This is a genomic window from Streptomyces phaeolivaceus, from assembly GCF_009184865.1.
GTDB classification, from domain to species: Bacteria; Actinomycetota; Actinomycetes; order Streptomycetales; family Streptomycetaceae; genus Streptomyces; species Streptomyces phaeolivaceus.
Window position 1 is genome coordinate 1,758,255 of the sequence record NZ_CP045096.1, and the last position, 24,068, is coordinate 1,782,322.

Annotated in this window: 19 protein-coding genes; 14 read left to right on the plus strand and 5 right to left on the minus strand. The window is 71.5% G+C overall.

Going from position 1 to position 24,068, the window contains the following annotated elements; translation table 11 throughout:
- Window positions 1-42 precede the first annotated feature (42 nt).
- Both F9278_RS08350 and F9278_RS08355 read right to left on the minus strand, forming a co-directional pair.
- A complete protein-coding gene (locus F9278_RS08350; protein ID WP_152167721.1) occupies window positions 43-855 on the minus strand; it encodes an anti-sigma factor in 813 nt (270 codons plus the stop codon).
- 34 nt (window positions 856-889) lie between these two features.
- Window positions 890-1,432, minus strand: a complete 543-nt coding sequence (locus F9278_RS08355) for a sigma-70 family RNA polymerase sigma factor (protein WP_152167722.1) — start codon at window positions 1,430-1,432, stop codon at window positions 890-892.
- 291 nt (window positions 1,433-1,723) lie between these two features.
- On the opposite strand from F9278_RS08355, the gene F9278_RS08360 reads away from it, so the two are divergent.
- The 4 genes from F9278_RS08360 (at window position 1,724) to F9278_RS08375 (ending at window position 8,454) form a co-directional block, all read left to right on the plus strand.
- Complete coding sequence (locus tag F9278_RS08360; RefSeq protein ID WP_152167723.1) at window positions 1,724-3,247, plus strand: DUF4331 domain-containing protein; 1,524 nt, start codon at window positions 1,724-1,726, stop codon at window positions 3,245-3,247.
- A 174-nt stretch (window positions 3,248-3,421) separates the two neighbouring features.
- Complete coding sequence (locus F9278_RS08365; RefSeq protein ID WP_152167724.1) at window positions 3,422-4,894, plus strand: tetratricopeptide repeat protein; 1,473 nt, start codon at window positions 3,422-3,424, stop codon at window positions 4,892-4,894.
- On the plus strand, window positions 4,894-6,672 hold the full coding sequence (locus F9278_RS08370; RefSeq protein WP_404819005.1) for a nickel transporter: 1,779 nt from the start codon (window positions 4,894-4,896) through the stop codon (window positions 6,670-6,672). The genes F9278_RS08365 and F9278_RS08370 overlap by 1 nt, the downstream gene beginning before the upstream one ends.
- Window positions 6,673-6,744: 72 nt before the next feature.
- Complete coding sequence (locus F9278_RS08375) at window positions 6,745-8,454, plus strand: serine/threonine-protein kinase (protein ID WP_152167726.1); 1,710 nt, start codon at window positions 6,745-6,747, stop codon at window positions 8,452-8,454.
- Here F9278_RS08375 and F9278_RS08380 read toward each other — a convergent pair.
- Window positions 8,438-9,244, minus strand: coding sequence for an SGNH/GDSL hydrolase family protein (locus F9278_RS08380; RefSeq protein ID WP_152167727.1), 807 nt, complete (start codon window positions 9,242-9,244; stop codon window positions 8,438-8,440). The two genes, F9278_RS08375 and F9278_RS08380, sit on opposite strands and share 17 nt — an antisense overlap.
- A gap of 316 nt (window positions 9,245-9,560) precedes the next feature.
- Between F9278_RS08380 and F9278_RS08385 the strand changes: the two genes are divergently transcribed.
- The 7 genes from F9278_RS08385 (at window position 9,561) to F9278_RS08415 (ending at window position 19,391) form a co-directional block, all read left to right on the plus strand.
- Window positions 9,561-10,766: a S8 family peptidase gene (locus F9278_RS08385; RefSeq protein WP_152167728.1), complete on the plus strand. Its 1,206-nt coding sequence runs from the start codon at window positions 9,561-9,563 to the stop codon at window positions 10,764-10,766.
- Between the two features lie 218 nt (window positions 10,767-10,984).
- Window positions 10,985-11,374: a hypothetical protein gene (locus tag F9278_RS08390; RefSeq protein WP_152167729.1), complete on the plus strand. Its 390-nt coding sequence runs from the start codon at window positions 10,985-10,987 to the stop codon at window positions 11,372-11,374.
- Window positions 11,375-11,377: 3 nt separating this feature from the next.
- Complete coding sequence (locus F9278_RS08395; protein ID WP_152167730.1) at window positions 11,378-12,499, plus strand: GNAT family N-acetyltransferase; 1,122 nt, start codon at window positions 11,378-11,380, stop codon at window positions 12,497-12,499.
- A 353-nt stretch (window positions 12,500-12,852) separates the two neighbouring features.
- Entirely contained in the window at window positions 12,853-13,698 is an 846-nt protein-coding gene (locus F9278_RS08400) for a glycosyltransferase family 2 protein (RefSeq protein WP_152167731.1), read from the plus strand.
- Complete coding sequence (locus F9278_RS08405) at window positions 13,695-14,708, plus strand: glycosyltransferase family 2 protein (protein ID WP_152167732.1); 1,014 nt, start codon at window positions 13,695-13,697, stop codon at window positions 14,706-14,708. Before F9278_RS08400 ends, F9278_RS08405 begins: the two co-directional genes overlap by 4 nt.
- Complete coding sequence (locus F9278_RS08410; RefSeq protein WP_152167733.1) at window positions 14,705-15,517, plus strand: polysaccharide deacetylase family protein; 813 nt, start codon at window positions 14,705-14,707, stop codon at window positions 15,515-15,517. Before F9278_RS08405 ends, F9278_RS08410 begins: the two co-directional genes overlap by 4 nt.
- The gene (locus F9278_RS08415) at window positions 15,510-19,391 is read left to right on the plus strand and encodes a lipopolysaccharide biosynthesis protein (RefSeq protein ID WP_152167734.1); all 3,882 of its coding nucleotides are present in this window, start codon (window positions 15,510-15,512) and stop codon (window positions 19,389-19,391) included. Before F9278_RS08410 ends, F9278_RS08415 begins: the two co-directional genes overlap by 8 nt.
- A gap of 17 nt (window positions 19,392-19,408) precedes the next feature.
- On the opposite strand, the gene F9278_RS08420 is transcribed toward F9278_RS08415, so the two are convergent.
- On the minus strand, window positions 19,409-20,827 hold the full coding sequence (locus F9278_RS08420) for a GH39 family glycosyl hydrolase (protein WP_152173751.1): 1,419 nt from the start codon (window positions 20,825-20,827) through the stop codon (window positions 19,409-19,411).
- Window positions 20,828-21,032: 205 nt separating this feature from the next.
- On the opposite strand from F9278_RS08420, the gene F9278_RS08425 reads away from it, so the two are divergent.
- Window positions 21,033-22,127, plus strand: coding sequence for a DUF5925 domain-containing protein (locus F9278_RS08425; protein WP_152167735.1), 1,095 nt, complete (start codon window positions 21,033-21,035; stop codon window positions 22,125-22,127).
- 61 nt (window positions 22,128-22,188) lie between these two features.
- On the opposite strand, the gene F9278_RS08430 is transcribed toward F9278_RS08425, so the two are convergent.
- The gene (locus F9278_RS08430; protein WP_152167736.1) at window positions 22,189-22,557 is read right to left on the minus strand and encodes a GntR family transcriptional regulator; all 369 of its coding nucleotides are present in this window, start codon (window positions 22,555-22,557) and stop codon (window positions 22,189-22,191) included.
- 71 nt (window positions 22,558-22,628) lie between these two features.
- On the opposite strand from F9278_RS08430, the gene F9278_RS08435 reads away from it, so the two are divergent.
- Both F9278_RS08435 and F9278_RS08440 read left to right on the plus strand, forming a co-directional pair.
- Window positions 22,629-23,558 carry a GNAT family N-acetyltransferase gene (locus F9278_RS08435; protein WP_152167737.1) on the plus strand — a complete coding sequence of 310 codons (930 nt, stop codon included), beginning with the start codon at window positions 22,629-22,631 and terminating at the stop codon, window positions 23,556-23,558.
- A complete protein-coding gene (locus F9278_RS08440; RefSeq protein WP_152167738.1) occupies window positions 23,539-24,066 on the plus strand; it encodes a DUF402 domain-containing protein in 528 nt (175 codons plus the stop codon). Before F9278_RS08435 ends, F9278_RS08440 begins: the two co-directional genes overlap by 20 nt.
- Window positions 24,067-24,068: the final 2 nt, after the last annotated feature.

Here is a 24,068-nt window from a genome sequence, read left to right on the forward strand (position 1 = left end):
TCACGGTCCCGGTATTCCTCTACCCCGTCGGGGGGTTGTTGACTACTCTCCGAATCCGACCGATTCCAGGGCGAGTTGGACAACTGGCTGGCTGGTGGGTTGCGCTGATCCACCGTCGGGTTCGACGGTCACCGCGAGTGACGTCGCATCGTTGTCCATTCCCTCGGTGACCAAGGGCGTGTCGCCGTCGAAGAGACCGAGGGAGCGTGGTTGCACGTCGGGGCGCATGAGCCAGAGCTGATGCACCCGGTTGTTCGGGAGGTCCTTGAATCCGCTGAGGGTCACGATCGCGCTGCCCTCCTCCGCGGAGGCGATCACTCCGATGCGATGGCCCTCCGTGTCCCGGTCGCTGGTCGCGCGGGCGTCCGGCGCGGCGAGAACGTGGGCGATCTCACTGGCCCGGTCCCGCTCGGCGGCCAGTTCGTCCCGGGTGCGGTCGACCTGCACGGCGAAGAGGGAGGCCACGACGAGTGCGGCGGCGGCGGTGACGGTGGCCAGCGGGACGCGCAAAGAGCGCAGACGGGGCGCACGGGCGCGCGCCTTCGGCGGCGGCTCGGTGCCCCACACATGGCGCGGCAGATGCCGGTCCCGTGCCGACCGCGCGCTCCAGGACCGGTTCTCCTGTGGTGTGTTGCGTACGGCGGCGAAGACCCGGTCGCGCATCGCCATGGGTGCCGGGGCCGCCGTCGACCAGGCGAGGCGGACCGCGTCCTCGGACAGGGCGCGCACCTCGGCCGGACAGCGGTCGCAGCGCTCCAGGTGCTGCTCGAAGCGGCGCCGCTCCTCGGGCTCCAGGGCGTCGAGGGCGTAGGGAGCGGCGAGCGAGTGGAGATCCTCGCGACGGAAGAGGCTCACTCCGCACCTCCCCCGGGCCGGCCGAACTGGGCGCTCATGCGACTCCTCCCAGGCATTCGCGCAGCCGTGTGAGTCCGTCGCGCATACGGGTCTTGACCGTGCCGAGCGGCAGTGAGAGCCGCTCGGCCACTTCTCGGTAGGTGTAGCCGTCGTAGTAGGCGAGGGTGACCGACTCGCGCTGGAGGGTGGTGAGTTTCTCCAGACAGTGGCGCACCCACTGGCGTTCGAGTCCGGCCTCGACCTCTTCCGCGACCTGGTCGAAGGCGGGGTGGTGGTTACGGCGTCCCTCGCGCTGCTCGCGTTCGGTGGCGGCGCGGGCGCTGCGCACCCGGTCCACCGCGCGCCGGTGCGCGAGGGTGAGTATCCAGGACAGCGCGCTGCCGCGGGCGGGGTCGAACCGGCCCGCGGAACGCCACAGTTCGAGCAGCACCTCCTGAGCCACCTCCTCCGACTGCGCGGGGTCCCGCACGACCCGGCGGACCAGCCCGAACACCGGGCCGGACACCAGTACGTACAGCTCCTCGAACGCCCGTTGGTCGCCTCCGGCCACCCGGACCAGAAGCTCGTCCGCCTCCACTCGCTCCCCCTCGCCTCCGGCCGAGCACGGCCATCCCCGCGCGTAAGCCATTCGCAACCGACCCACCTCCGGATGGGGTTACGGATCAGACTGCCCAATACGCGGGTCTCCGGTCGACCGATCGGGCCGACCGATCGGGCCGACCGATCCGAACATCGGATCAACGAATGTCGCTCTCCACTGAAACAACCCTTCAAACGCGCCGTAAGAACGTTTGGGATTCGACCAATCCACCCTGCCGACCGCACCGAATGGCGTTCGTCAGGCAAGTTGGGACAGAGGACGGACGGCATGACGACACCTACTTCCAGGAGCGGCTCGGGACGGCGGAGCATCGCCTCCCTCATCTGTGCATCGCTGGCCGCCGGAGGGCTCGCAGCCGCCGGCGTGACCGTGCTCGAACCGGGGACGGCCTCGGCTTCCAGCCACCGGGAGGCCCCGCTCATCTCCGGGGAGCCCCAGTTCGACAACACCGACGTGTACGCGTTCGTCAGCCCTGACAAGCCGGACACGACCACGGTCATCGCGAACTGGATCCCCTTCGAGGAGCCCGCGGGCGGACCGAACTTCTTCACCTTCTCCGAGGACGCGCAGTACGACATCCGCGTCGACCAGGACGGCGACGCGCAGGAAGACCTGATCTTCCGGTACACGTTCAATACGAAGACGAAGAACGACAAGACCTTCCTGTACAACACGGGCGTCGTGGAGAGCCTCGACGACCCGGACCTGAACATCACACAGACGTACGACATCGAGCTGATCAAGCTGAGGAACCGCAAGGCGGTCTCCAAGACGCAGCTCGCGGACGATGTGTGGGTGGCGCCGTCGAACGTCGGCAAGGCGTCGATGCCGGACTTCAAGAAGCTGCGCGACGAGGCCGTCTACGAGGCCCCGAGCGGGGTGACCACGTACGCCGGTCAGGCAGACGACCCGTTCTTCCTGGACCTGCGCGTCTTCGACCTGCTGTACGGCGGTGACCTCTCCGAGGTCGGGCGGGACACGCTCAAGGGCTACAACGTCAACTCGATCGCCCTCCAGGTCCCGAGCGAGGCGCTGGTCGGGTCCAAGGACCAGCCGATCGTCGGCATCTGGTCGACCACCCAGCGCGCGGGCGCCGACGGCCAGTACCACCAGGTGTCGCGCCTCGGCATGCCGCTGGTGAACGAGGTCGTCAACCCCATCGGCGACAAGGACGAGTTCAACGCGTCCTCGCCGGTGGACGACGCGCAGTTCCTGAAGAACGTCACCGAGCCCGAACTGCCCAAGCTCATCGAGGCGATCTACAAGATCCCGGCGCCGGCCGAGCCGCGCAACGACCTCGTGGACGTCTTCCTCAAGGGTGTCGAGGGCCTCAACCAGCCGCCGCACGTGACCCCGTCGGAGCAGCTGCGCCTCAACACCTCCATCGAGCCCACCAAGAAGCCGAAGCGGCTCGGTGTGCTGGACGGTGACAACCAGGGCTTCCCGAACGGACGCCGGCTCACCGACGACGTGATCGACATCGCGCTGCAGGTCGTCGAGGGCGAACTCGTGGACGCGCCCAACGACCTGGGTGACGCGGTCGACAAGAACGACAAGAAGTTCGGCAAGTCCTTCCCGTACGTCGGTCTGCCGACGGCCGGTTCGCGCGGCAAGACCGTCAAGGGCAACACCACGAACAACGTCCGCAGCGCGCTGGGCGGCGGTGTCGAGAGCGGCACCGACGACACCACGCTGATCGCCGCCTCGGCCGGCGCCGGCGCGGCCGGTGTCCTGCTGATCGGCTCGGGCCTGCTGTGGTGGCGCCGCCGGAACGACCGCGCCTACTACTAGGCCGACCCGCCTGCGGCCGGGCCGTCCGCCCCTCCGCGGGCCCCCGACCGGGCCCTCCCCCATTGGGCCCGGTCACCATGACCGGCGCGGCCCGCTCGTATCCATCCCCCACGGCGCGGGCCGCGCCCCACGACCACGATCACCGCACTCGGCAAGGATGTTGAGGAGAGGGCCATGTCCCCGCGTACGAACGAGAGCGCGCCCCAGGACGGACGCCCCCGCCCCGACGAGGGGGCACCCGACAACGACCGCCCCGACACCGTCGAGCCGGAAGCCGGGGCCGCCGGGTCCGGGCGTGGGCCCGCGGGCGAGTCGGCGCGGCGGCGGCTGGGGCGGGTCGTCGCCTGTGCGGCGGCGCTGGCTGTGGCGTTCACCGGGTTCGCGGTGGCGCTGGGGGCCAAGGACGACGGGCGGACGGTGGCCATGTCCTCCTCGCCCGGTGTCTCGTCGGCCCAGCTCGCCGGTGGGGACCTCGACACGGCGGTCGAGCGCCTCCAGGCCCATCTCAAGGAACAGCCCAAGGACTTCGGCTCCTGGTCCACGCTCGGCCTCGCCTATGTGGAGCAGGCGCGGGTGAAGGGCGACCCGTCCCGCTACCCGCAGGCCGAGAAGGCCCTGGAGCGCTCGCTGAAGCTGCGGCCGGGCAACGACCCGGCGCTCGCGGGCCTCGCCGCCCTCGCCGCCGCCCGCCACGAGTTCGAGGACGCCCTGCGGTACGCGGACAAGGCGCTCAAGGAGAACCCGTACAGCGAACGGGCGTTGTGCAGCCGCGTCGACGCCCTGGTCGAACTCGGCCGCTACGACGACGCGTTGAAGGCGGTCGAGCTCGCCGACACCCGCCGCCCCGGCATCCCCGTCTTCACCCGGTACGCCTATGTGTACGAGCTGCGCGGCGACGTGAAGACCGCCCGGCGCGTCCTGGAACGGGCCCTCGACTCGGCCGCCACCCGCGGCGACATCGCCTACGTGGCCACCCAGCTCGGCCAACTGGCCTGGAAGCAGGGCGACTACAGGACCTCGCTCGACCACTACGCCCGCGCCCTCGGCGCCGACGACACCTACCTCCCCGCCCTGGAGGGCCGCGCCCGCGCCCAGGCCGCCAGCGGCGACGGCGCGGAGGCGATCCGCGGCCTGGAACAGGTCGTCTCCTCCTACCCGCTGCCCGGCCCGCTGGTCGTGCTCGGCGAGCTGTACGAGGCCAAGGGCGACAAGACGCGGGCGGGCGACCAGTACGCGCTGGTGGACGCCTACACCGCCATCGCCCGCTCCAACGGCGTCAACGCCGACCTCGACACCGCGCTCGCAGCCGCCGACCACGGCGACACCAAGGCCGCGCTGCGGGCCGCCGAGGCCGAGTGGAAGCGCCGGGAGACGGTCCACACCGCCGACGCCCTCGCCTGGGCGCTGCACGTCAACGGCCGCGACGACGAGGCCCTGCCGTACGCCCGCCGCGCCACCGCCACCGGATACCAGGACGCGACGTTCCTGTACCACCGGGGAATGGTCGAGTACGCGGCCGGCGACAAGAAGGAGGCCCGCGCCTCCCTGAAGGCGGCGCTCGACCTCAACGCCGGTTTCTCGCCGCTCGGCGCGGCGGAGGCCCGTAGGACCCTCAAGAAACTGCAGGCTCTGGAGACCGCCAAGTGATCTCTCCCCGGCGCGTGTTCGCCTCCGGCACGGCGGTCCTCCTGGCCGCCTGCGCACTCGTCCTCGTCCCCACCGGGACGGCGAGCGCCCACCCGCTCGGCAACTTCACCGTCAACCGGTACGACGGTCTGGTCGCCGCCCCCGGACAGCTGAAGATCTTCCATGTCGAGGACCTGGCGGAGATCCCGGCGACCCAGGCCGCGCCCGCCATCAAGCGTCAGGGCGAGGAGAGTTGGGCCCGCGAGCGGTGCGAGAAGGCCACCGAGGGCAGTGAGGTCACCGTCGACGGGAACGCCGTCGAGGTGGCGCTGAAGTCCAGCCGGGCCGAGGAACGGCCGGGCCAGGCGGGGCTGAAGACGCTGCGGGTGGAGTGCCGGCTGACGGCCGCGCTGCCGGACCGGGCCGCCGACGTACGCTTCCACGCGGCCGTGGACTCCGGGCCCGGCTGGCGCGAGGTCACCGCTCAGGGCGACCGGATGACGCTGGCCGGGTCGGACGTGCCGGAGGAGTCGGTCTCGAATCAACTCACCGAGTACCCGGCGGAGTTGCTGCAGTCGCCGGAGGACACGGCGAAGGCCTCCCTCCAGGTGGAGCCGGGCGGCCCCGCGCTGGCCGAGCAGGAGAACGCGGCGCCGGGCGCGTCGATCCTCCCGCGCGGCGCGGACCGCTGGACCCGGGCCCTGGACGACCTGGTCTCCAGCCAGGACCTCACCTTCGGCTTCGGTGCGCTGGCCTTCGGCATCGCCATGTTCCTGGGCGCGATGCACGCGCTCGGTCCGGGCCACGGCAAGACCCTGATGGCCGCGACGGCCGCCGCCCGCGACCGGGCCCGGATGCGGGACGTCCTGCCCATGGCCGCGTCGGTGACGGTCACCCACACCCTGGGCGTCGTCGCCCTCGGCCTCCTCGTCCTGGCCGGCTCCGCCGCCGCGCCGTCCGTGATCACCTGGCTGGGCATCGCGAGCGGCCTGTTCGTGATGGGCGCGGGCGTCACCCTGGCCCGCCGCGCCTGGCTCAACCGCAAACTGTCCCTCACCCACGCGAGCGCGCACGCGCACGGACATGAACACGAACATGGGCACGGGCACGAACACGGCCACGACCACAGCCATGACCACGACCACGACCATGAAGAGGGTCACCACCACGACCACAGCCACGGCGACGGGCACTCCCACACGCACGACCACGCGCACGACCACGCGCACGAGCCCAGCCGGGAACTCGTCCTCGCCCAGGCCACCTCGCACACGCACGCCCACGCGTCGGTCGCGACCCACACCCACGATCACGAGCACGATCACAGCCATGGTCACAAGCACGACCATGACCACCACAGCCACGACCACGACGCCCCCGCCCAGAAGCGCTCCCTCTTCGGTGGTGGCGTCACGCACACCCACGGCGGCTTCACGCACACGCACCCCACCGCGCCCACCCTGCGGGGCACGATCCTGCTCGGTTTCGCGGGCGGCATGGTGCCGAGCCCCTCGGCCGTGGTCGTGCTGGTCGGCGCGGCGGCGCTGGGCAAGGCCTGGTTCGGGCTGCTGCTCGTGCTGGCGTATGGCATCGGTCTGGCGCTCACGCTGACGGCGGCCGGGTACGCCGTGGTGAAGGCGGGCGGCTGGGTGACGCGGGTGATGGACCGGGGCGAGGGCAGGCTCGGCGGGCCGACGGCCGCGCTGGTGCGCAGGACCGTACCGCTGGCCTCGGCCCTGCTGGTCGTCGGGCTCGGGGCCGTTCTGGTGTTCAGGGGGGCAACATCCGCACTCGGCTGAGCTACTTTTGGGCAGAAAACGTACGGAGTGGAGATTCCGGGCCCGAGTGCGTGCGGATACGAGTGACGGGGGATGGCCGTGTCCGAAGAACCCGGCGGTGAACGTGTGATCGCGGGCCGCTACCGGCTGCTGACCCCGCTCGGCGAGGGCGGCATGGGAACCGTGTGGCGGGCCCGTGACGAGGTGCTGCACCGCGAGGTCGCCGTCAAGGAGGTGCGGGCGCCGGGCGGTGTCGCGGTCGCCGACGTCGAGCGGATGTACGCCCGGCTGGAGCGGGAGGCGTGGGCGGCGGCCCGGGTCGCCAACCGCAATGTCGTCACGGTGTACGACGTGGCCATGGAGGACGGCCGCCCGTGGATCGTGATGGAGCTGGTGCGCGGACTGTCGCTCGCCGATCTCCTGGACGCCGAGGGCCCCCTCTCCCCGCGGCGTGCCGCGCACATCGGCGCCGAGGTGCTGTCCGCGCTGCGGGCCGCGCACGAGGCCGGGGTGCTGCACCGGGACGTGAAACCGGCCAATGTGCTGCTGTCCAACGAGGACCGGGTGGTGCTCACGGACTTCGGTATCGCCACGGTCGAGGGCAGCTCCGCGCTGACGATGACCGGCGAGGTGATCGGCTCCCCGGAGTTCCTGGCCCCGGAGCGCGCGCTCGGCCGTGCGTTCGGCCCCGAGTCGGACCTGTGGTCGCTCGGTGTGCTGCTGTACGCGGCGGTCGAGGGCAACTCGCCGTTCCGGCAGAACACCCCGCTGAGCACCCTGCGCGCGGTCGTGGACGAGGAGTTGCCGCCCCCGCTCCGGGCCGGTCCGCTGGCCCCGGTGATCGAGGGCCTGCTGCGCAAGGACCCGGCCGACCGGATCTCCGCCGAGCAGGCCGAGCGGGATCTGCGGATCATCGGCGCCGGGGGCACCCCGCGCTCGGACGAGACGCCCCCGTACAGCCCGACGGTGGCCGCCTTCCCGGTCACGGGCGCGGACCCGGAACGGGACGTGAGCCGGTACGGGTCGCCGACCCCGCCTCGTCCCACCCCGGCCGCCACCCACCCCTCCCCGGTGCCCACCCGCGAGCCCGACCGCAACCGCCGGGCCCTGGTCTTCCTGGTCGCGGGTGTCGCGGCGATCGCCTTCGCCGTCGCGGGACTGACGTACGCCCTGCTCAACCGTGACGACGGCGGGAACAGCGGCAACCCCACCAACGGCGCGGGCACGGTGGGCGGCGCGAGCGAGCAGACCGGTGACGGCGGTACGGGCGAGGAGCCGAGCGCCGACGAGGAGACCCCCTCCGCGACACCCGACGAGGAGGAGGAGCCGACCACGAAGCCGCCCGCGCAGTCGGTCGAGGTGGCGGTGGAGGGCGCGAACACGGACTACTCCGGGGCCTGTCCGCCGGCGGAGGCCGAGGCGCCCACGTTCACCGCGACGTTCACCGTGGGCAGCCTTCCCGCGGACGTCGAGTACCGCTGGGTGGCGCGCGGCGGCGAGGTCGAGGACGAGGGCTGGAAGACCCTGTCGTTCACGTCCGGTGGCGGGAAGACCCAGCAGGACCGGGTCGCCGTCTCGGCGAACAGCAGCTACGCGGACGAGATCAGTGTCGAGGTCCGCGGGCCGCTGAAGGCCGAGTCCAACTCGGTCGCGTTCTCGGTGTCGTGCGAGACGGAGGCCCCGACCACGGGCGGGACCTCCCCCTCCGACGACTCGGAGAACCCTGACGACTACAGCGACTCCGACGCCGACTACGACGACGAGGCCGGGGCCCTGAACGGGGCCGTCAGGCCGCGTTCCTGAACACCGGCAGATAGCCGCCCGACTGGCCCGCGGCCTTCGGGTGGTACGACTCGCCGATGTTCAACAGGTTGAGGCTGTGCAGCCACGCGCTGCCCGAGCACAGTTCGTGCCCGGTGAACGCGGAGCGGACGTCGCCGAAGGTGAAGCCGTGGTCGGCGGCGCGTTTGGCGAGGGCGGTGTTCAGGTGGTCGGCCGCGTTGTTGATGGCGGTCCGCTTGGCCTGGGAGAGGCCGGGGCAGGTGCCTCCGAGCTGGTAGAAGCGGGGGTAGCCGAGCACCACCACATGGGCGGCCGGTGCCTTCGCGCTGATCGCCGAGTAGACCTTGTCGAGCTGGCCGGGGAGCGTGGAGTCGACGTACGCCTTCGCCGTGTTGATGCGCGCGAGGCAGTTGCTGTCGGACTGGAGGACGCAGGTGGTCATGACGTCGGCGAAGCCGGCGTCGTTGCCGCCGACGCTGACGGAGACCAGTCCGGTGCCCGCCCCGAGCGGGCCCAGTTGGTTGGCGAGAACATCACCCGTTCGGGCGCCCGAGCAGGCCGTGAAGTCGAACGAGGAGGGGGCGTTGGCGGCGGCCCAGAGGTACGGGTAGGCCTTCGTGCTGCGCTTGCAGTCGCCGCTGGAGGAGATGTAGCCGCCCGCGCCGACACCCGAGGAGTAGGAGTCGCCGAGCGCCACATAGCCGGTGGCGGCGGCCTGTGGGGACGCCTGCGCCGTCGCGGCCCCGGTGAGGGCGACGCCGGCGGCGAGGAGGAGTGCGGTCATGTATGCCGCAAGTCGGGAACGTCTCATGGAACCTCCCTTTAGCAGGATCTCTGCCTCAACCGTCGTAGCAACTACGCGTGTTGATCGGAAGTGTTCATGTCAATACTTTCCCGGTCGCAAGGGAACGTACCCACCGCGTCCGACCCCCGTTGGATTTCACGGGTGTGACAGAAACATGACAAGACCTCAACTCCCTTGAGTCACACCCGATCGCTCGACCAGTCTGCTTACAGCCGCTGGCGGAACGCGACGCTCCCGGCCGTGAGTGCGATCCCGCACGCACCCCCCACAGACGCGCGCCCCACCCAAGGCGTGCGCCGCCCATGAGGAGGAATCCCTCGTAATGGCACACCTGCGTAGCAAGAACATCCGTGTCGCCGCCGTCACCACCGTGGCGACCGCCGCCCTGCTCGGCGGCCTGACCGCGCTCCCCGCCCAGGCCGCCCCGGCCGAGGGCAAGGTGCTCGCGGCCGGTTCCCCCACCGCCGTCAAGGACAGCTACATCGTCACGCTCAAGAAGAGCGCGGGCCTCAAGGCCGCGTCGAGCGCGGGCAAGGACCTGGTCGAGGAGTACGGCGGCTCGGTGAAGCGGACCTTCAAGACCGCGCTCAACGGCTACGCGGCCGAGCTCTCCGCCACCGAGGCGAAGAGACTGGCCGCCGACCCGGCGGTCGCCTCCGTCGAGCAGAACCAGGTCTTCACCGCCGACGCCACCCAGACCAACGCCCCCTGGGGCCTGGACCGCTCCGACCAGGCGTCGCTGCCGCTCTCCGGCACCTACACCTACCCGGACACCGCGGGCAGCGGCGTGACCGCGTACGTCATCGACACCGGTGTGCGCATCTCGCACTCCCAGTTCGGCGGCCGGGCGGTCAACGGCTACGACGCCGTCTCGAACGACAACGTGGCGCAGGACGGAAACGGCCACGGCACCCATGTGGCGTCCACCATCGCGGGCTCGACCTACGGCATCGCCAAGTCGGCGAAGATCGTGGCCGTGCGCGTGCTGGACAACGCCGGCTCCGGCACCACGGCCGGTGTCGTCGCGGGCATCGACTGGGTGACCGCGAACCACAGCGGCCCCTCGGTCGCCAACCTGTCCCTCGGCGGCGGCGCCTCCACCGCGCTCGACACGGCCGTCCGCAACTCCATAGCCAGCGGCGTGACCTACGCCATCGCGGCCGGCAACAGCAGCGCCAACGCCTCCTCGTACTCCCCGGCCCGTGTCACCGAGGCGATCACGGTCGGCGCCACCACCAGCACGGACGCCCGCGCCAGCTACTCCAACTACGGCTCGGTCCTGGACATCTTCGCCCCGGGTTCGTCGATCACGGCCGGCTGGTACACCAGCGACACCGCGACCAACACCATCTCGGGCACCTCGATGGCCACCCCGCACGTCGCGGGCGCCGCCGCGATCTACCTGGCCGGCCACACCTCGGCCACCCCGGCCCAGGTCGCCACGGCCCTGACCGGCGGCTCCGTCACCGGCAAGGTCACCAGCCCCGGCACCGGTTCCCCGAACCGTCTGCTGCAGATCGTCCCGTAACACCGATCGACCGCACGACTGTCCGACCGTGAACGGAAGTTTCCCTGGAGGCGCGGCTCGCCTCCAGGGAAATTCCGTATGAGGCGGCGCGATTCTTTGCCCACGCATGACGAAAAGGCCCAGGGACCCGTGCGGAGCGCCTCGACGTATTGACTCCCCCGCGCCCACTGAGCGACATTGAAGCCCGGCATCCGGCGCTTCAGGGGGCAAAGTCGCCAATGCAGACCTTGGGTATCAAGCCATCCTGGTCAGGCGGTGGCGGGCCACTGCTGGCGGGCGTGGCCGCGGCCGTGGCGGGGGTCGGCGCGGCGCTCGCGTTCGCCGACGCGGACTCGGTGCTGCGCGGCCCGTTCACCCTGTTCTTCCTCCTCGTGGCGCCAGGAGCCGCCATCGGTGCCGTACTGCGCGGACTGGAGCCGTTCGGCCGGGTCGTGACGTCCCTCGCGGGCGCGATCGCGGTGAACCTCCTCGTCGCCCAGGGCATGATCGCCACCCACTCGTGGTCGGTGACCGGTGGGATCACGGCCGTGACCGTGATCAGCTCGCTCGTTCTCCTGCCGAGTCTGGTACGGCTCATGCGCGGCCGTACGGAGAGAAGACGGACCTGAGACGTGGACATCAGTGTGTACCGCCCAGGCGAGCTGACCGCCGTCGACCGGGCGGCCTGGACCGCCTTGCAGTCGAAGGCCCATCTCCACGGCGCGCCGGAGCTGGCGAACCCGTTCCTGTCCCCGGAGTTCGCGCTCGCGGTGGGCCGCTGCCGGCGCGGGGTGCGGATCGCGGTCGTCCGGGAGGGCGGCGAACCGGTGGCCTTCTTCCCGTACCAGAGATCCGCCGTCGGGGTGGGCAGAGCCGTCGGGCTCGGCCTCTCCGACTGCCAGGGCGTGGTCCACCGCCCCGGCTTCACCTGGGACGCCCAGGAGTTGCTGCGCGCCTGCGGGCTCGCGGTGTGGGAGTTCGACCATCTGGCGCAGGGGCAGACCCCGTTCGCCGCCCATGTCACCGACAGCTTCCCGTCGCCGGTGATGGACCTGGAGCAGGGCTACGAGGCCTATCTGAGCCAATTGCGGGCCCGCTCACCGAAGTTCGTCCGCTCGACGTTCGCCAAGGAGCGCAGGCTCGGCCGCGCGGCGAACGAGGTGCGCTATGTCCACGACGAGCGCGACCCCGAGGCGCTGCGCACGCTGATGGCCTGGAAGTCGGCGCAGTACCGCAGGACGGGTCGCAGCGACCGCTTCGCGCACCCGTGGATCACCCGGCTGGTGCACCGCCTCTTCCACACCCGCTCCGAATCCTTCGCCGGTCAGCTGTCCGTGCTGTACGCGGACGGCAAGCCGGCCGCGGCTCATTTCGGGCTGCGCTCCGAACGGGTGCTGACCTGCTGGTTCCCGGCGTACGACCCGGCGTTCGCGCGGTTCTCGCCGGGCCTGCTGCTGCATCTGCACATGGCCGAGGAGGGTGCCGCCGACGGCATCGCCTATCTGGATCTGGGCCGGGGTCAGAAGCAGTACAAGGATTCCCTGAAGACCCGGGAGATCTCCGTGTCGGAGGGGTGGGTCACCCGGCGCCATCCGGTGGCGCTCGGGCACCGGGCCCGACGGGCACCGGTCAGGGCACTGCGCAACGCGGTGCTGGCGCGACCGGAGTTGTTCGAGCCGGCGGACAGACTGTTGAAACGGTTGGGAAGTATCCGGTCGGGAGGTCAGGTAACGGACACAACAACAAAAACGTGAGGCCTCGCAATAGGCCTTGCCATACGGGCTCAACCATCAATACCGTCTTACATCGTTGTACATCAACCCGCATCGGTCCGTCAGCACATGCTCCTGGGGGAGGGCTCAAGGGGCGCGGCGATCCCGGCGCGGGGCGCGGTAGGGGGGTGCCGTGCTCGGTGACCGCACCGTTCACCGAGTCGTGCCGCGCGACCGACTGCCGAGTCACGGCAGTCGGCCGGCTTTTGCCAGCTCACCCGGCGTGCACGGAGATCGACTTCGGCATGCCATGAGTGAGAACCCCCCTTTCGAACCGGACACATTGCCGGACCACCCAGGGGCGGGTGGTCCACCGGACGAGAGGGACCAGACTCATGAGCTCAGTTCTGCGCCCGGCGATATCCGAACCGACATCAGAGTCCGATACCACCGACGCCGACGAGCCGACGCTCGCGAAGTACCGGCCGATCTCCAACCACCTGGCCATCGCGCCGCCGGTGAGTGTGGTGATCCCCGCCATGAACGAGGCGGAGAACCTGCCGTACGTCTTCAAGACGCTGCCGGGCTGGATCCACGAAGTGGTCCTGGTCGACGGCAACTCCACCGACGACACCGTCGCGGTGGCCCGTGAACTGTGGCCGGACGTCAAGGTCGTCCCGCAGCGGGGCAAGGGCAAGGGCGACGCCCTGATCACCGGGTTCGCGGCCTGCACCGGTGACATCATCGTGATGGTCGACGCGGACGGCTCGGCCGACGGGCACGAGATCGTCTCCTATGTGTCCGCCCTGGTCTCGGGCGCCGACTTCGCCAAGGGCTCCCGCTTCGCCAACGGCGGCGGCACCGACGACATGACCCTGATCCGCAAGCTCGGCAACTGGGCGCTGTGCACCACCGTGAACCGCAAGTTCGGCGCCCGCTACACCGATCTGTGCTACGGCTACAACGCGTTCTGGCGGCACTGCCTCGACAAGATCGACCTCGACTGCACCGGCTTCGAGGTGGAGACCCTGATGAACATCCGGGTCGTCAAGGCGGGCCTGAAGGTGCAGGAGATCCCCAGCCACGAGTATCTGCGCATCCACGGCGCGAGCAATCTGCGGGCCGTCCGCGACGGACTGCGCGTGCTGCGGGTGATCCTGAAGGAGCGCAACAACCGGCGTGCGCTGCGCAGCCGTTCGCACGCCACGACGCTCACCGCGGGCCGGGGAGAGTCGTCTTGAGCGAGCCGGCCGTCTCGGTCGTGGTCTGTGTGTACACCGAGGACCGCTGGGAGGACATCCTCGCGGCGGTCGCCTCGGTGCGCGCCCAGTCCCGGCCGGCCCTGGAGACGCTCCTGGTGGTGGACCACAACCAGGCCCTCCTCGAGCGTCTGACCGGGGAGTACAAGGAGGTCGACGAGGTGCGGGTGCTCGCCAACGCGGGCCCCCGCGGGCTGTCCGCGGGCCGCAACACGGGCATCGCCGCCTCGTACGGGGAGATCATCGCCTTCCTCGACGACGACGCGGTCGCCGAGCGCGACTGGCTCGCGTACTTCGTCGAGGGGTACGCCGACCCCCGGGTCATGGCCGTCGGCGGCCGTACGGTGCCCGTGTGGGCGTCCGGCCGCCGCCCGGCCTGGTTCCCGGAGGAGTTCGACTGGGTGGTGGGCTGCGCCTACAAGGGCCTGCCCGGTGGGGTCGCCGAGGTCCGCAACGTCCTCGGCGGCAACGCCTCGTTCCGCCGCACCGCCTTCGACGCGGCCGGCGGCTTCGCCACCGGTATCGGCCGCGACGGCGACAAGCGCCCGCTGGGCGGCGAGGAGACGGAGCTGTGCATCCGGCTCTCCCGGGCCCGGCCGGACGCGGTGCTGCTGCTCGACGACCGGGCGGTGATCCACCACCGGGTGCCGGGCGTACGGGAGCGGTTCGGGTACTTCCGTACGCGCACCTACGCCGAGGGCCTGTCGAAGGCGCTGGTGGCGCGGAGCGTCGGCGCGGGCAAGGGGCTGGAGTCGGAGCGCCGGTACACCACACGGGTGCTGCCCGCCGGGGTGGCGCGCGGACTGCGGGACGCGCTGCTCGGCCGCAAGGGGGGCGCGGGACGTGCGGGCGCGATCGTCACGGGGGTGGCGGCGGCGGCCGGGGGGTACGTTGTCGGGAGCGTCCGGGCCCGCCGGGGCGAGGTCACGTTCTCGGTCGGCGGGATCCCGGGTGGTACGGGCGGCAAGGGGGGCGAGGGGGGCTCGTCATGACGGACTCGACGGGGGCGGCGACGGCCGTACCGATCCTGATGTACCACGCGGTGTCCACCGCGCCGAACGACGCCACGAGGGAACTGTCGGTGACCCCGGAGGCCTTCGCGGAACAGATGGCGCTCATCGACGACCTGGGCCTGACCCCGGTCGACACGGCGGATCTGGCGGCGGGTTGGCGGCACGGCCGCCCGCTCCCCGCCCGGCCCGTGCTGATCACCTTCGACGACGGCTACGCGGGTGTGCACCGGCACGCCCTGCCCGTCCTCACCAAACACGGCTTCGCGGCCTCGCTGTTCGTCACCACGGGCTGGATCGAGGGCCCGTACGACAACGGCGAGGCCCTCGACACCATGCTCGGCTGGGACCAGGTCCGCGAACTCGCCGCGGGCGGCGTGGAGATCGGCGGGCACAGCCACACCCATCCGCAGCTCGACACGCTCGACGAGGACCGGCTCCGGTTCGAACTGCGGCGCTGCCGCCAGATCGTCGCCGACGAACTGGGCACCCGGCCCGTCTCGTTCGCCTACCCGTACGGCTACTCCAGCCGCCGGGTGCGGGTCGCGGTGCGGGAGACGGGGTTCGCCCAGTCGCTGGCGGTCGGCAACGCGCTGGCCCGGCGCGCGCAGGGCCCGTACGCGCTGCGGCGGGTGACCGTACGGCGCTCCACCGGGATCGCCGAGTTCGAACGGCTCGTCGAGGGCCGTGCGATCGCCCGTAACTTCGCCCGGGACCGTGCCCTGACCAAGGGGTACGCCATGGTCCGAAGAGCACGACAGGTCCGGAAGGCCATCCGTTCCCGTGTCTGACACGACGACCACCACGGCAGACGAGGCCGAGAACACCACGACCGAGGAGACCGGGCGAAGCTCCGGCGCCGGCCGCGGGCGACGGCTGCGGCTGCCCGGACTGGGCAGGGGGGCGGGAGGCGACCAACTGTTCCGCAACGCCTACGCCCTGATGCTGAACACCGGTATCTCGGCCGTGCTCGGCCTCGGCTTCTGGCTGGCCGCCGCCCGCTACTACACCGAGGCCTCGGTCGGTCAGGGCTCCGCCGCGATCGCCGCGATGAAGCTCCTCGCCGGGCTCACCGCGCTGACGCTGACGGGCGCCCTGGCCCGGTTCATCCCGGTCGCGGGCCGGGACACCGGCCGGCTGATCTTCCGTACGTACGCGGGCAGCGCCTTGACGGTGGCGGTCGCGGCGGGCGTGTTCCTGCTGACGCTGGGCCTGTGGGGGTCGTCGTACCGCTTTCTGCACGATCCGCTGAACGCCGTGTTCTTCGTGCTCGCGGTGGTCGCCTGGTCGACGCTGACGCTCCAGGACGGGGTGCTCACCGGGCTGCGCAGCGCGGTCTGGGTGCCGGTCGGCAACACCGTGTTCTCGGCGGTGAAGCTGGTGCTCCTGGTGGTGTTCGCCGCCGCGATCCCGACCATGGGCGTCTTCGTGTCCTGGGTCGCGGCGATCGCGCTGTCCGTGCTGCCGCTGGGCTGGCTGGTGTTCCGGCGGCTGATCCCGAGGCATGTGGGGGCCACCGAGGACCACGCGCGTCCGCCGTCGCTGCGGGAGATCGGCCGTTTCCTCGCCGGCGACTACACGGGGTCCCTCTTCTCGCTGGCCGTGGTCTATCTGGTGCCGGTGATCGTGGCCGCCCAGGTCAGCTCCGCCGACAACGCGTACTTCTACATCACCACCACCATCGGCGGCACGGTCAATCTGCTCGCCATCAACATGGGCGCCTCGCTGACCGTCGAGGGCGCGCACGATCCGGCCCGGCTCGCGGCCAACACCCGGGCCGCGCTGAAGCGGATGGCCCGGATCATGCTGCCGGTGTGCGGGGTGCTGTTCTTCGGGGCGCCCTGGATCCTGGCCGTCTTCGGGCAGGCCTACGCGGACGCGGCGACCGGGCTGCTGCGCTGGTTCGCGGTCGGCGCGCTGCTGCGGGTCGTGATGGAGACGTACTTCGCGGTGCTGCGCGCGCAGAGCCGCACGGCCGGACTGGCCTGGCTGCAGGGCCTGTTGTGCGCCCTGGTACTCGGGCTGACGCTGGTGCTGCTGCCCCGGATGGGCCTGACCGGCGCGGGGGTCGCCGAGATCTCCAGCCTCGCGGTGATCGTGCTGATCGCCGCGCCCCGGCTGTACCGCATCCTGCGTGCCGCCGGGCCCCCCGAGGTGCCCGCCGGCACGGCTCCGGACGGCGATCTCGCCGATCTGGGCCGGGTGGCCTCCGCCGCGAAGCGGCAGAGCGGCGCGTGGTCGCGGCGGCTCGACTCCGACACCCTCGCGCTCGGCGTCCACGTCGACTTCGACCATCTGGAGCGCCGCCCGGACGTACGGCCGGGCCCCGGCACCCCGCCCACCGGAACCGCGTCCGTACGCCCCGTACGCAAGGACCACCGGCCGGCCTGGGCCCAGGACCGGCCGACCCGCCCGCTCACCCCGCTCGCCTCGCTGGGCCTGCCGGTGGAAGAGCGCGAGCCCGGCTCCGAATCGTCGCCGGGCCCGGCGGAGGTCCCGGAGGTGGACGCGCCGTTCGAGCCGGCCGTGCGGGAACCGGACCTCGCGGCGCGGGCGGAGGCACCCGAGCGGCCCGACGCGAAGCCCCCGGTCCAGGAAGTCACGTCCGCCGAGGAGGCGCCCCGGGTGCCCCTCCGCGAACGCCTGTCGCACCCCACGATCACCGGTGTGGTCCTCGGCTTCCTCCTGCTCTGCGCGCTTCTGCTCTACTGGGTGCCCGCGCTGGCGTTGGACGACGCCGATCTGGACCGGATGGGCGGGCTCGGCCTGATCTCCGTGCTGCCCGCCCCGACGCTGGTCGGGGCGGCGCTGCTGGCCGTCGTGTTCGCCGCGCTGCTGTGGCCGGCCCGTGAGCACCGCGGACTGCTGCTGATCACGCTCCTGGCCACGGTGTTCTCGCTGCACGCGCTTCCGGCCGTGATCGAGACCGAGCCCCGCTTCGCCACCGCCTGGCAGCATCTGGGCTTCATCGACTACATCGACCGCACCGGCACGGCCGTACCCGACCTGGACGCCCGCTGGAGCTGGCCCGGCTTCTTCGCGGCGGCGGCGTTCGTCGCCGAGGCCTGCGGGGTCACCGACTTCACCGAGATCATCCGCTGGTGGCCGACGGCGATCCAACTCCTCTATCTGGCGCCGATGTTCCTCCTCGCCCGCCATATGCGGGCGGGCTGGCGCGCCCGCTGGACCGGCATCTGGGTCTTCGTCCTGAGCGGCTGGGTGGGCCAGGACTACTTCTCCCCGCAGGGCTTCACCTACCTCCTCTACCTGGTCTTCGTCGCGATCCTGCTGGTCTGGTTCCGCGCCCCGCACATGCTGTGGGGCAAGGTGCGCCCCGGCGAGGCCGAGGTGGAGCCGACGGACCGCCGCCAACGCGCGGTCCTGCTGATGGTCCTGATCGGGCTGTACGCGGCGACGGTCCCGGCCCATCAGCTCACCCCGTTCGTGATGCTGGGCGTCCTCGCGGCCCTGGTCCTGATCGGCCGCTGCGAACTGCGCGGCCTGCCCATCCTGTTCGCCGTGCTGGTCGCCGTCTGGGTGGGCTATCTCGCCGAGCCCTACTGGTCCGGCCACTTCGACGAACTCTTCGGCGGGGTCGGCGGGGTCGGCGGCAATGTCACGTCCTCGGTCTCCGGCCGGATCGGCGAGGGCAGTTCGACCCACAAACTCGTCCTCTACGCGCGCGTGGCCCTCGCCGGCACGGTCATGCTCCTGGCCTGCTACGGCTTCTGGCGCCGCCGCGGGAACAGGTACCGCGAACGCTCCCTGCTGGTCCTGACCTTCGTCCCGTTCCTGGGCTTCGGCATGCAGTCGTACGGCGGCGAGATGGCGCTGCGGGTCTTCATGTTCGCCCTGCCGGGGGCCGCGCTGCTGGCCGGCCTCGCCCTCTTCCCGCGCACCGGCGTCACCGCCGAGGAACGCGACAAGGACCGGGTGAGCCTCGCCCCGCCGGCCGCCCTGCTGGCCGGTCTCGTCCTCATCGGCGGCTTCCTGGTCGCCCGCTGGGGCAACGAACCCTTCGAACGGGTCCGTCCGGGCGAGGTCGCCGCCATGGAGTACGTCTACGCCCACGACGACCCGACCGTACGGCTGCTCTGGCTCAGCGACGACCCGGTGAACAATGTGACGCCCGCGATGCCGTGGGGCGCGCGGGACATGGAGAAGGTCGAGTACGTGCCGACGCTCGCGCCGAGCGACCCGGTACTGGTGTCCGGGGTGGCCAAGGCGCTGAAGGACGCGGGCGCCAACTCCTTCCTGATCGTCAACCGCAGCCAGGTCGTCAACCTCCAGATGGATGCCGGCTACTCCGAGAACTGGGAGTCCCGGCTCATCCAGAACCTCGACAGACGCACCGACCTCGAACAGGTCTTCTCCAACACCGACGCCACGATCTTCGCCCTGCGCGACCAGCCGGGCAGGGCCCCGGCCCCCGATCCCGGCCCGATCGGCCCCCAGGTCACCTGGACACCGTGGTCGGTGGTGGGCGGCCTGGCCGCGATCGCCCTGATCGTCCTGCTGAGCGTCCGCGAGATCGTACGGGTGGCGGTCCGGCCGGGCGTCCGCCAACTCCGCTGGCTCCAGAGCAGCTTCTGGTTCAGCCTGCCCCTGCTGGCACTGCTGCTGGCGTCACTGGTGCAGCGCTTCGTGACGATGGGGTTGCAGTGACAGGCCCGCGGTGAGGCTCACCGCTTCAGCCACTTCACCTCGTACGCGGCCATGTCGAACTTCTGTCCGTCGACGTCCGCGCTGATCCTGCGGTCGAGGGTGTTGACGACGAGCACGGCCTTGTCGTCGGCCAGCACGCGCACGTTCGGCCTGTCGTCGGCGGCGACGGACACCGACTCGTACTCCGTCCCCGGCGGGAACTCCTCCCCGAACCGGGACAGCAGCCCGTACATGGGCAACTCCCGCCCGCCGTCCCGCTGGTCGGTCGGCGTCCACAGACACCCGGGGCACTCCCCGCTCTTCTCCTCGGGGTTCCAGTAGAACCCGGAGGTCGCCCCGCCCTTGGCCATGGCCATCAGCCCGGAGGCCTGGACGGCGACCCTGCGGTTCTCGGACCAGCCGTGCCGGTTGTCGTCGCCGTCGGCCGGTTCGACGTAGTACTCGGCCCACCACAGCGGCAGATCACCGGACCGCTCCCGCACCCATTCGCTGACGGCCGTGAACTTGTCGGTGGCCGCGAACTCGTCGGGGATCAGCTCGTCGTCCTTGCTGTAGCTGGACCCGTCCACCACCACGAAGTCGGCGCCGGCCTTGTGCTCGTTCCAGTAGTCGAAGGCGTCCAGCACCCGCTGGTCCATGGCACCCCAGTCACCCTTGAGCGACGTGGACGCGTCCTGCTCCTGCCGTGGATCGAGGCTGTCCATCACCAGGTACGGCCCGCCGACCATGATGTCCTCGTCGACCTTCTTCAGGGCCTTGTGGACGAGGTTGTACAGCTCGGTGTACCCCTCGTAGTCCCAGCGGGCCTCCGCGTTGTTCCAGAAGCCCTTGAACTCGTTCCAGACGATGAAGTGCTTGACGTCCGGGTAGCGCTTGGCGACGGTCGCGGCGAGGGCGGCGTAGTCCGCGAAGTGCTCCGGCTCGGGCGCGGTCTCCAGCGCGGTCTGGCTCCAGTCGGTCCGGTCGGCGCCGGATCTGCCGCCCTTCATCCAGTCGGGCGCGCAGCACAGGGTGACGACGGGCGTGCCGCCGGTGGCGCGGACGAAGTCGATGCGCCGGTCCATCTCCTCGAAGTCGTAACGCCCCTTCACGGGTTCGGGGTTGCCGGCGCCCCAGCCCATGATGTGCTGGATCTGCGGCAGGGGCCGCTCACCGAGCCGCTTCTCGACGCGTGCGACGGCGGATCCGCTGCCCTCGTCCGCGCTGTACTGGGTGTGCGTGAAGCCCCACCCCACATCGGGCCCGAGATCCCCCGAGGGGGTGGCGGGCGTGCCGTGCACCTTGTCGCCGTCGGGCGAGGTGCCGGTGGTGCTGCCGCCGTTCCCGGGCAGTGTGCTGAGCAGGGTCACGGCGAGGGCCAGAACGGCCGCCCCCACGCCCAGAAGCGCGGTGAGCCGCCACCGCCGGTCCCCCGAATTCCACCCATGACGTCCCATCATGGGCAACAGTAACCGCGCGGACCGGCCGTGCGGGAGCTTCCGCCCGGACCGACAGCCGGACGACAGCCGGAACGGCCGGGGGAACAGCCGGGGAACCGCTGGAGGAACAGCCTGGGCGACGGCTGGGGGCACAACCGGCGCACTCCTGGCGCACTACGGAAAGCGGATGCACGGGGAGCCTTCGGTGACGGATCATGGCGACATGTCTGCCAACCCACACGACGCACTGCCGATCCGGCTCAACGTCGACGACAGCGACTCCCCGTCCGATGTCGTCGACGCGCTGTTCCTCGGCCGTTTCGCGACGGGCGAGCAGCCGCACGCGCACGCGGCCAACATCGACCGGGTACGGTCCGGGGCCACCCTGCTGCCGCCGGGCGCCCGGGTGCTGCGCTCCGCCCGGGACGACGACCGCAGCGCCACCCTCGCCGAGGGCGACGGCTGGACCGTGCTGATCTCCCGCTGGAACCGCGGCGCCGACGTCACGGTCACCGCGACCACCGCCGAGCTGGCCCAGAAGGTGCTCGGCCAGGCCACCGACGGCGCGGCCGACGAGCCCGAGCCGCAGCCGGAGAACGTGACGATGGGCTTCTGGTACGTCTCGCCGCGCCGGGGCCCGCACCGTACGACCCGGCAGATCTCGGCGGGCACCTGGGAAGCGGTCCGGCCGAACTACACGGCGCCGGTGGCGGACGCCATGGACCGGCTGATGAAGACGACCCCGGAGGACATCGCGGGCCGCCTCCTGCTGCTGCACGGCCCGCCCGGCACCGGCAAGACGTCCGCGCTGCGCACGCTGGCGCGTTCCTGGCGGGACTGGTGCCAGGTCGACTGCGTCCTGGACCCCGAGCGGCTCTTCTCCGACGTCGGCTATCTGATGGACATCGCCATCGGCGAGGACGACTCCACGGGCAAGGGCCGCTGGCGGCTGCTCCTGCTGGAGGACTGCGACGAACTGATCCGCGGCGAGGCCAAGCACACGGCGGGCCAGGCCCTGTCCCGGCTGCTGAACCTCACGGACGGCCTGCTCGGCCAGGGCCGCAACGTCCTGGTGGGCGTCACCACCAACGAGGACCTGGAGCGGCTGCACCCCGCCGTGGTCCGCCCCGGCCGCTGCCTCGCCCGGATCGAGGTGGGCGCTCTGACCCGCGCGGAGGCGGTCGCCTGGCTCGGCACGGACGAGGGTGTCGGCCGCGAGGGCGCGACCCTGGCCGAGCTGTACGCCCTGCGCCGGGGCACGTCCCCGACCTCGGTCCCGGAGCCGAGGGGCGGCGCGGACGCGGGCCTGTACCTGTAGGTCGGTAGGGGCCGCCGACGCATCGCGGCGGTGCCGTACCGACGCGAACCCCGGCCCGGGGCTACTCCCCGTACGCCGCCCGCAGGGCGTCCCGGGCCGCTGCCGACGCCTGCGCCTCGCTCAGCCCCAGCCGCCGCACCCGCTCCGCGTACGCCGCCGCGGCGCCCGCCGCCTCACGCTCCGCGGCGGAGCCGGCCGCCGCGACGAACGTCCCGTTGCGCCCCCGGGTCTCGATCACCCCGTCCGTCTCCAGCGCGCGGTACGCCTTGGCGACGGTGTTGGCCGCCAGCCCGAGCCGCTCGGCGAGCCCCCGTACCGTCGGCAGTCGGTACCCCACCGGCAGCGCGCCGGAGCGGGCCTGTTCCGAGATCTGGGCGCGCACCTGCTCGTAGGGCGCGCTCCCGTCCACGATGCGAATCTTCAAGGTCACGCGGCGATTGTCCCGTACCCGCCGGAAATTCGGAGGCAGCCCACCTCGCGCCCCGCGTACCGTGCGCACACATGACACCGATCGTGCGCGACCTCCGCGCCTCCGATCCCGCCGACGCCGAGGCCTTCGCCGAGGTACGGCGCCGGGCCCTGCCCTTCATGGTCGCCACCGCCGGGTCCGTGCTCCACGACGCCGCCCACGCGACCCCCGAGGCCCACTACGGGCAGCTGGTCGCCGAGGCCGACGGCGAGGTGATCGGCACCGTGCAGCTGGGCATCGCCGACGACAGTCCCGTACCGGGCCAGGGGTACCTGAACGTGTATGTGCACCCGGAGCACGCGCGCCGGGGCGCGGGCGGCCTGCTGGTGCGCGCCGCCGAGGAGCGGCTGACGGGGGTGGGGGCGAAGCGGCTGCTGTCGTGGGTGCCGGACACCCCGGAGAACCGCGCGTTCGCCGAGCGGCGCGGGTACGCGCCCAGCCGCTCGGCGCACTTCCTCCGCCTGGACCTGGCCCACGGCGCCCTGCCCCCGCTCGGGACCCCGCCCCCGGGCGTGGAACTGCGTACGGCCGCCGACTTCGCCGACGACCCGCGCCCTCTGTTCGACCTGGACGCGGAGACCTCGGCGGACGAGCCCGGCGACCTCGACGCGGAGTTCGACGACTACGAGCGGTGGCTCGCGGGAACCTACCGCCACCCCCTCCTCGACCACGTCCTGAGCACGGTGGTCGTGGTGGACGGCACACCCGCCGCGTTCACCGCGGTCCGTACGGACGGCCGGGACCGCTACTTCACCGGGATGACGGGCACGGCCCGCGCCTTCCGCGGCCGGGGTCTCGCCAAGCTGGCCAAGAACGACTCCCTGCACCGCGCCCGCGCCGCCGGCCGTACGGAGGCGTTCACGGGCAACGACGCCGGCAACGGGCCGATGCTCGCGGTCAACAAGTGGTTCGGATACGAGGTCTGCGCGACGGAGGTGCGGTATGTCAGGGAACTCGGCTGAGCCGGTGGTGGAGTCAGACGTGGAGTCGGACGTGGAGTTGGACGTCGTCCTGCTCAAGGCGGGCCGTACGAAGATCCGTTACCCGGCGCGGCTGCTGAGCGACGACGGCAACCGGGTCGTGGTCCACGCGGCCTGGGCGACCGACGGCGTACGGGACTTCGGCTTCGTACGGTTCGGGCCCGGTGACGTCTTCACCGAGTACTACTGGCGCGACCGGTGGTACGCCGTGAAGGAGGTCCGGGACGCACACGGCAGGCTGAAGGGCTGGTACTGCGACATCACCAGGCCCGCCACCCTCTCCGGCGGGGAACTCGTCGTCGAGGACCTCGACCTGGACCTGTGGCGCTCCGCCGACGGCGCGACCGTACTGCGGCTGGACGAGGACGAGTTCGAGGCGAGCGGGCTCGCGGCGAGCGACCCGGAGGCCGCGGCGGCGGCCATGACCGCCCTCGACGAACTGGAGGTGTTCGCCACCGTGGAAGGCGGCCTGGAGGCGCTGCTGGAGTAGCC

What these genes read in the sequence shown, in the direction of transcription:
- F9278_RS08360 (WP_152167723.1), top strand. Translation starts at nt 1,724, where the DNA reads ATGACGACACCTACTTCCAGGAGCGGCTCGGGACGGCGGAGCATCGCC.
- F9278_RS08365 (WP_152167724.1), top strand. Translation starts at nt 3,422, where the DNA reads ATGTCCCCGCGTACGAACGAGAGCGCGCCCCAGGACGGACGCCCCCGC.
- F9278_RS08375 (WP_152167726.1), top strand. Translation starts at nt 6,745, where the DNA reads ATGGCCGTGTCCGAAGAACCCGGCGGTGAACGTGTGATCGCGGGCCGC.
- F9278_RS08380 (WP_152167727.1), bottom strand. Translation starts at nt 9,244, where the DNA reads ATGAGACGTTCCCGACTTGCGGCATACATGACCGCACTCCTCCTCGCC.
- F9278_RS08385 (WP_152167728.1), top strand. Translation starts at nt 9,561, where the DNA reads ATGGCACACCTGCGTAGCAAGAACATCCGTGTCGCCGCCGTCACCACC.
- F9278_RS08390 (WP_152167729.1), top strand. Translation starts at nt 10,985, where the DNA reads ATGCAGACCTTGGGTATCAAGCCATCCTGGTCAGGCGGTGGCGGGCCA.
- F9278_RS08400 (WP_152167731.1), top strand. Translation starts at nt 12,853, where the DNA reads ATGAGCTCAGTTCTGCGCCCGGCGATATCCGAACCGACATCAGAGTCC.
- F9278_RS08410 (WP_152167733.1), top strand. Translation starts at nt 14,705, where the DNA reads ATGACGGACTCGACGGGGGCGGCGACGGCCGTACCGATCCTGATGTAC.
- F9278_RS08420 (WP_152173751.1), bottom strand. Translation starts at nt 20,827, where the DNA reads ATGGGACGTCATGGGTGGAATTCGGGGGACCGGCGGTGGCGGCTCACC.
- F9278_RS08425 (WP_152167735.1), top strand. Translation starts at nt 21,033, where the DNA reads ATGTCTGCCAACCCACACGACGCACTGCCGATCCGGCTCAACGTCGAC.
- F9278_RS08435 (WP_152167737.1), top strand. Translation starts at nt 22,629, where the DNA reads ATGACACCGATCGTGCGCGACCTCCGCGCCTCCGATCCCGCCGACGCC.
- F9278_RS08440 (WP_152167738.1), top strand. Translation starts at nt 23,539, where the DNA reads ATGTCAGGGAACTCGGCTGAGCCGGTGGTGGAGTCAGACGTGGAGTCG.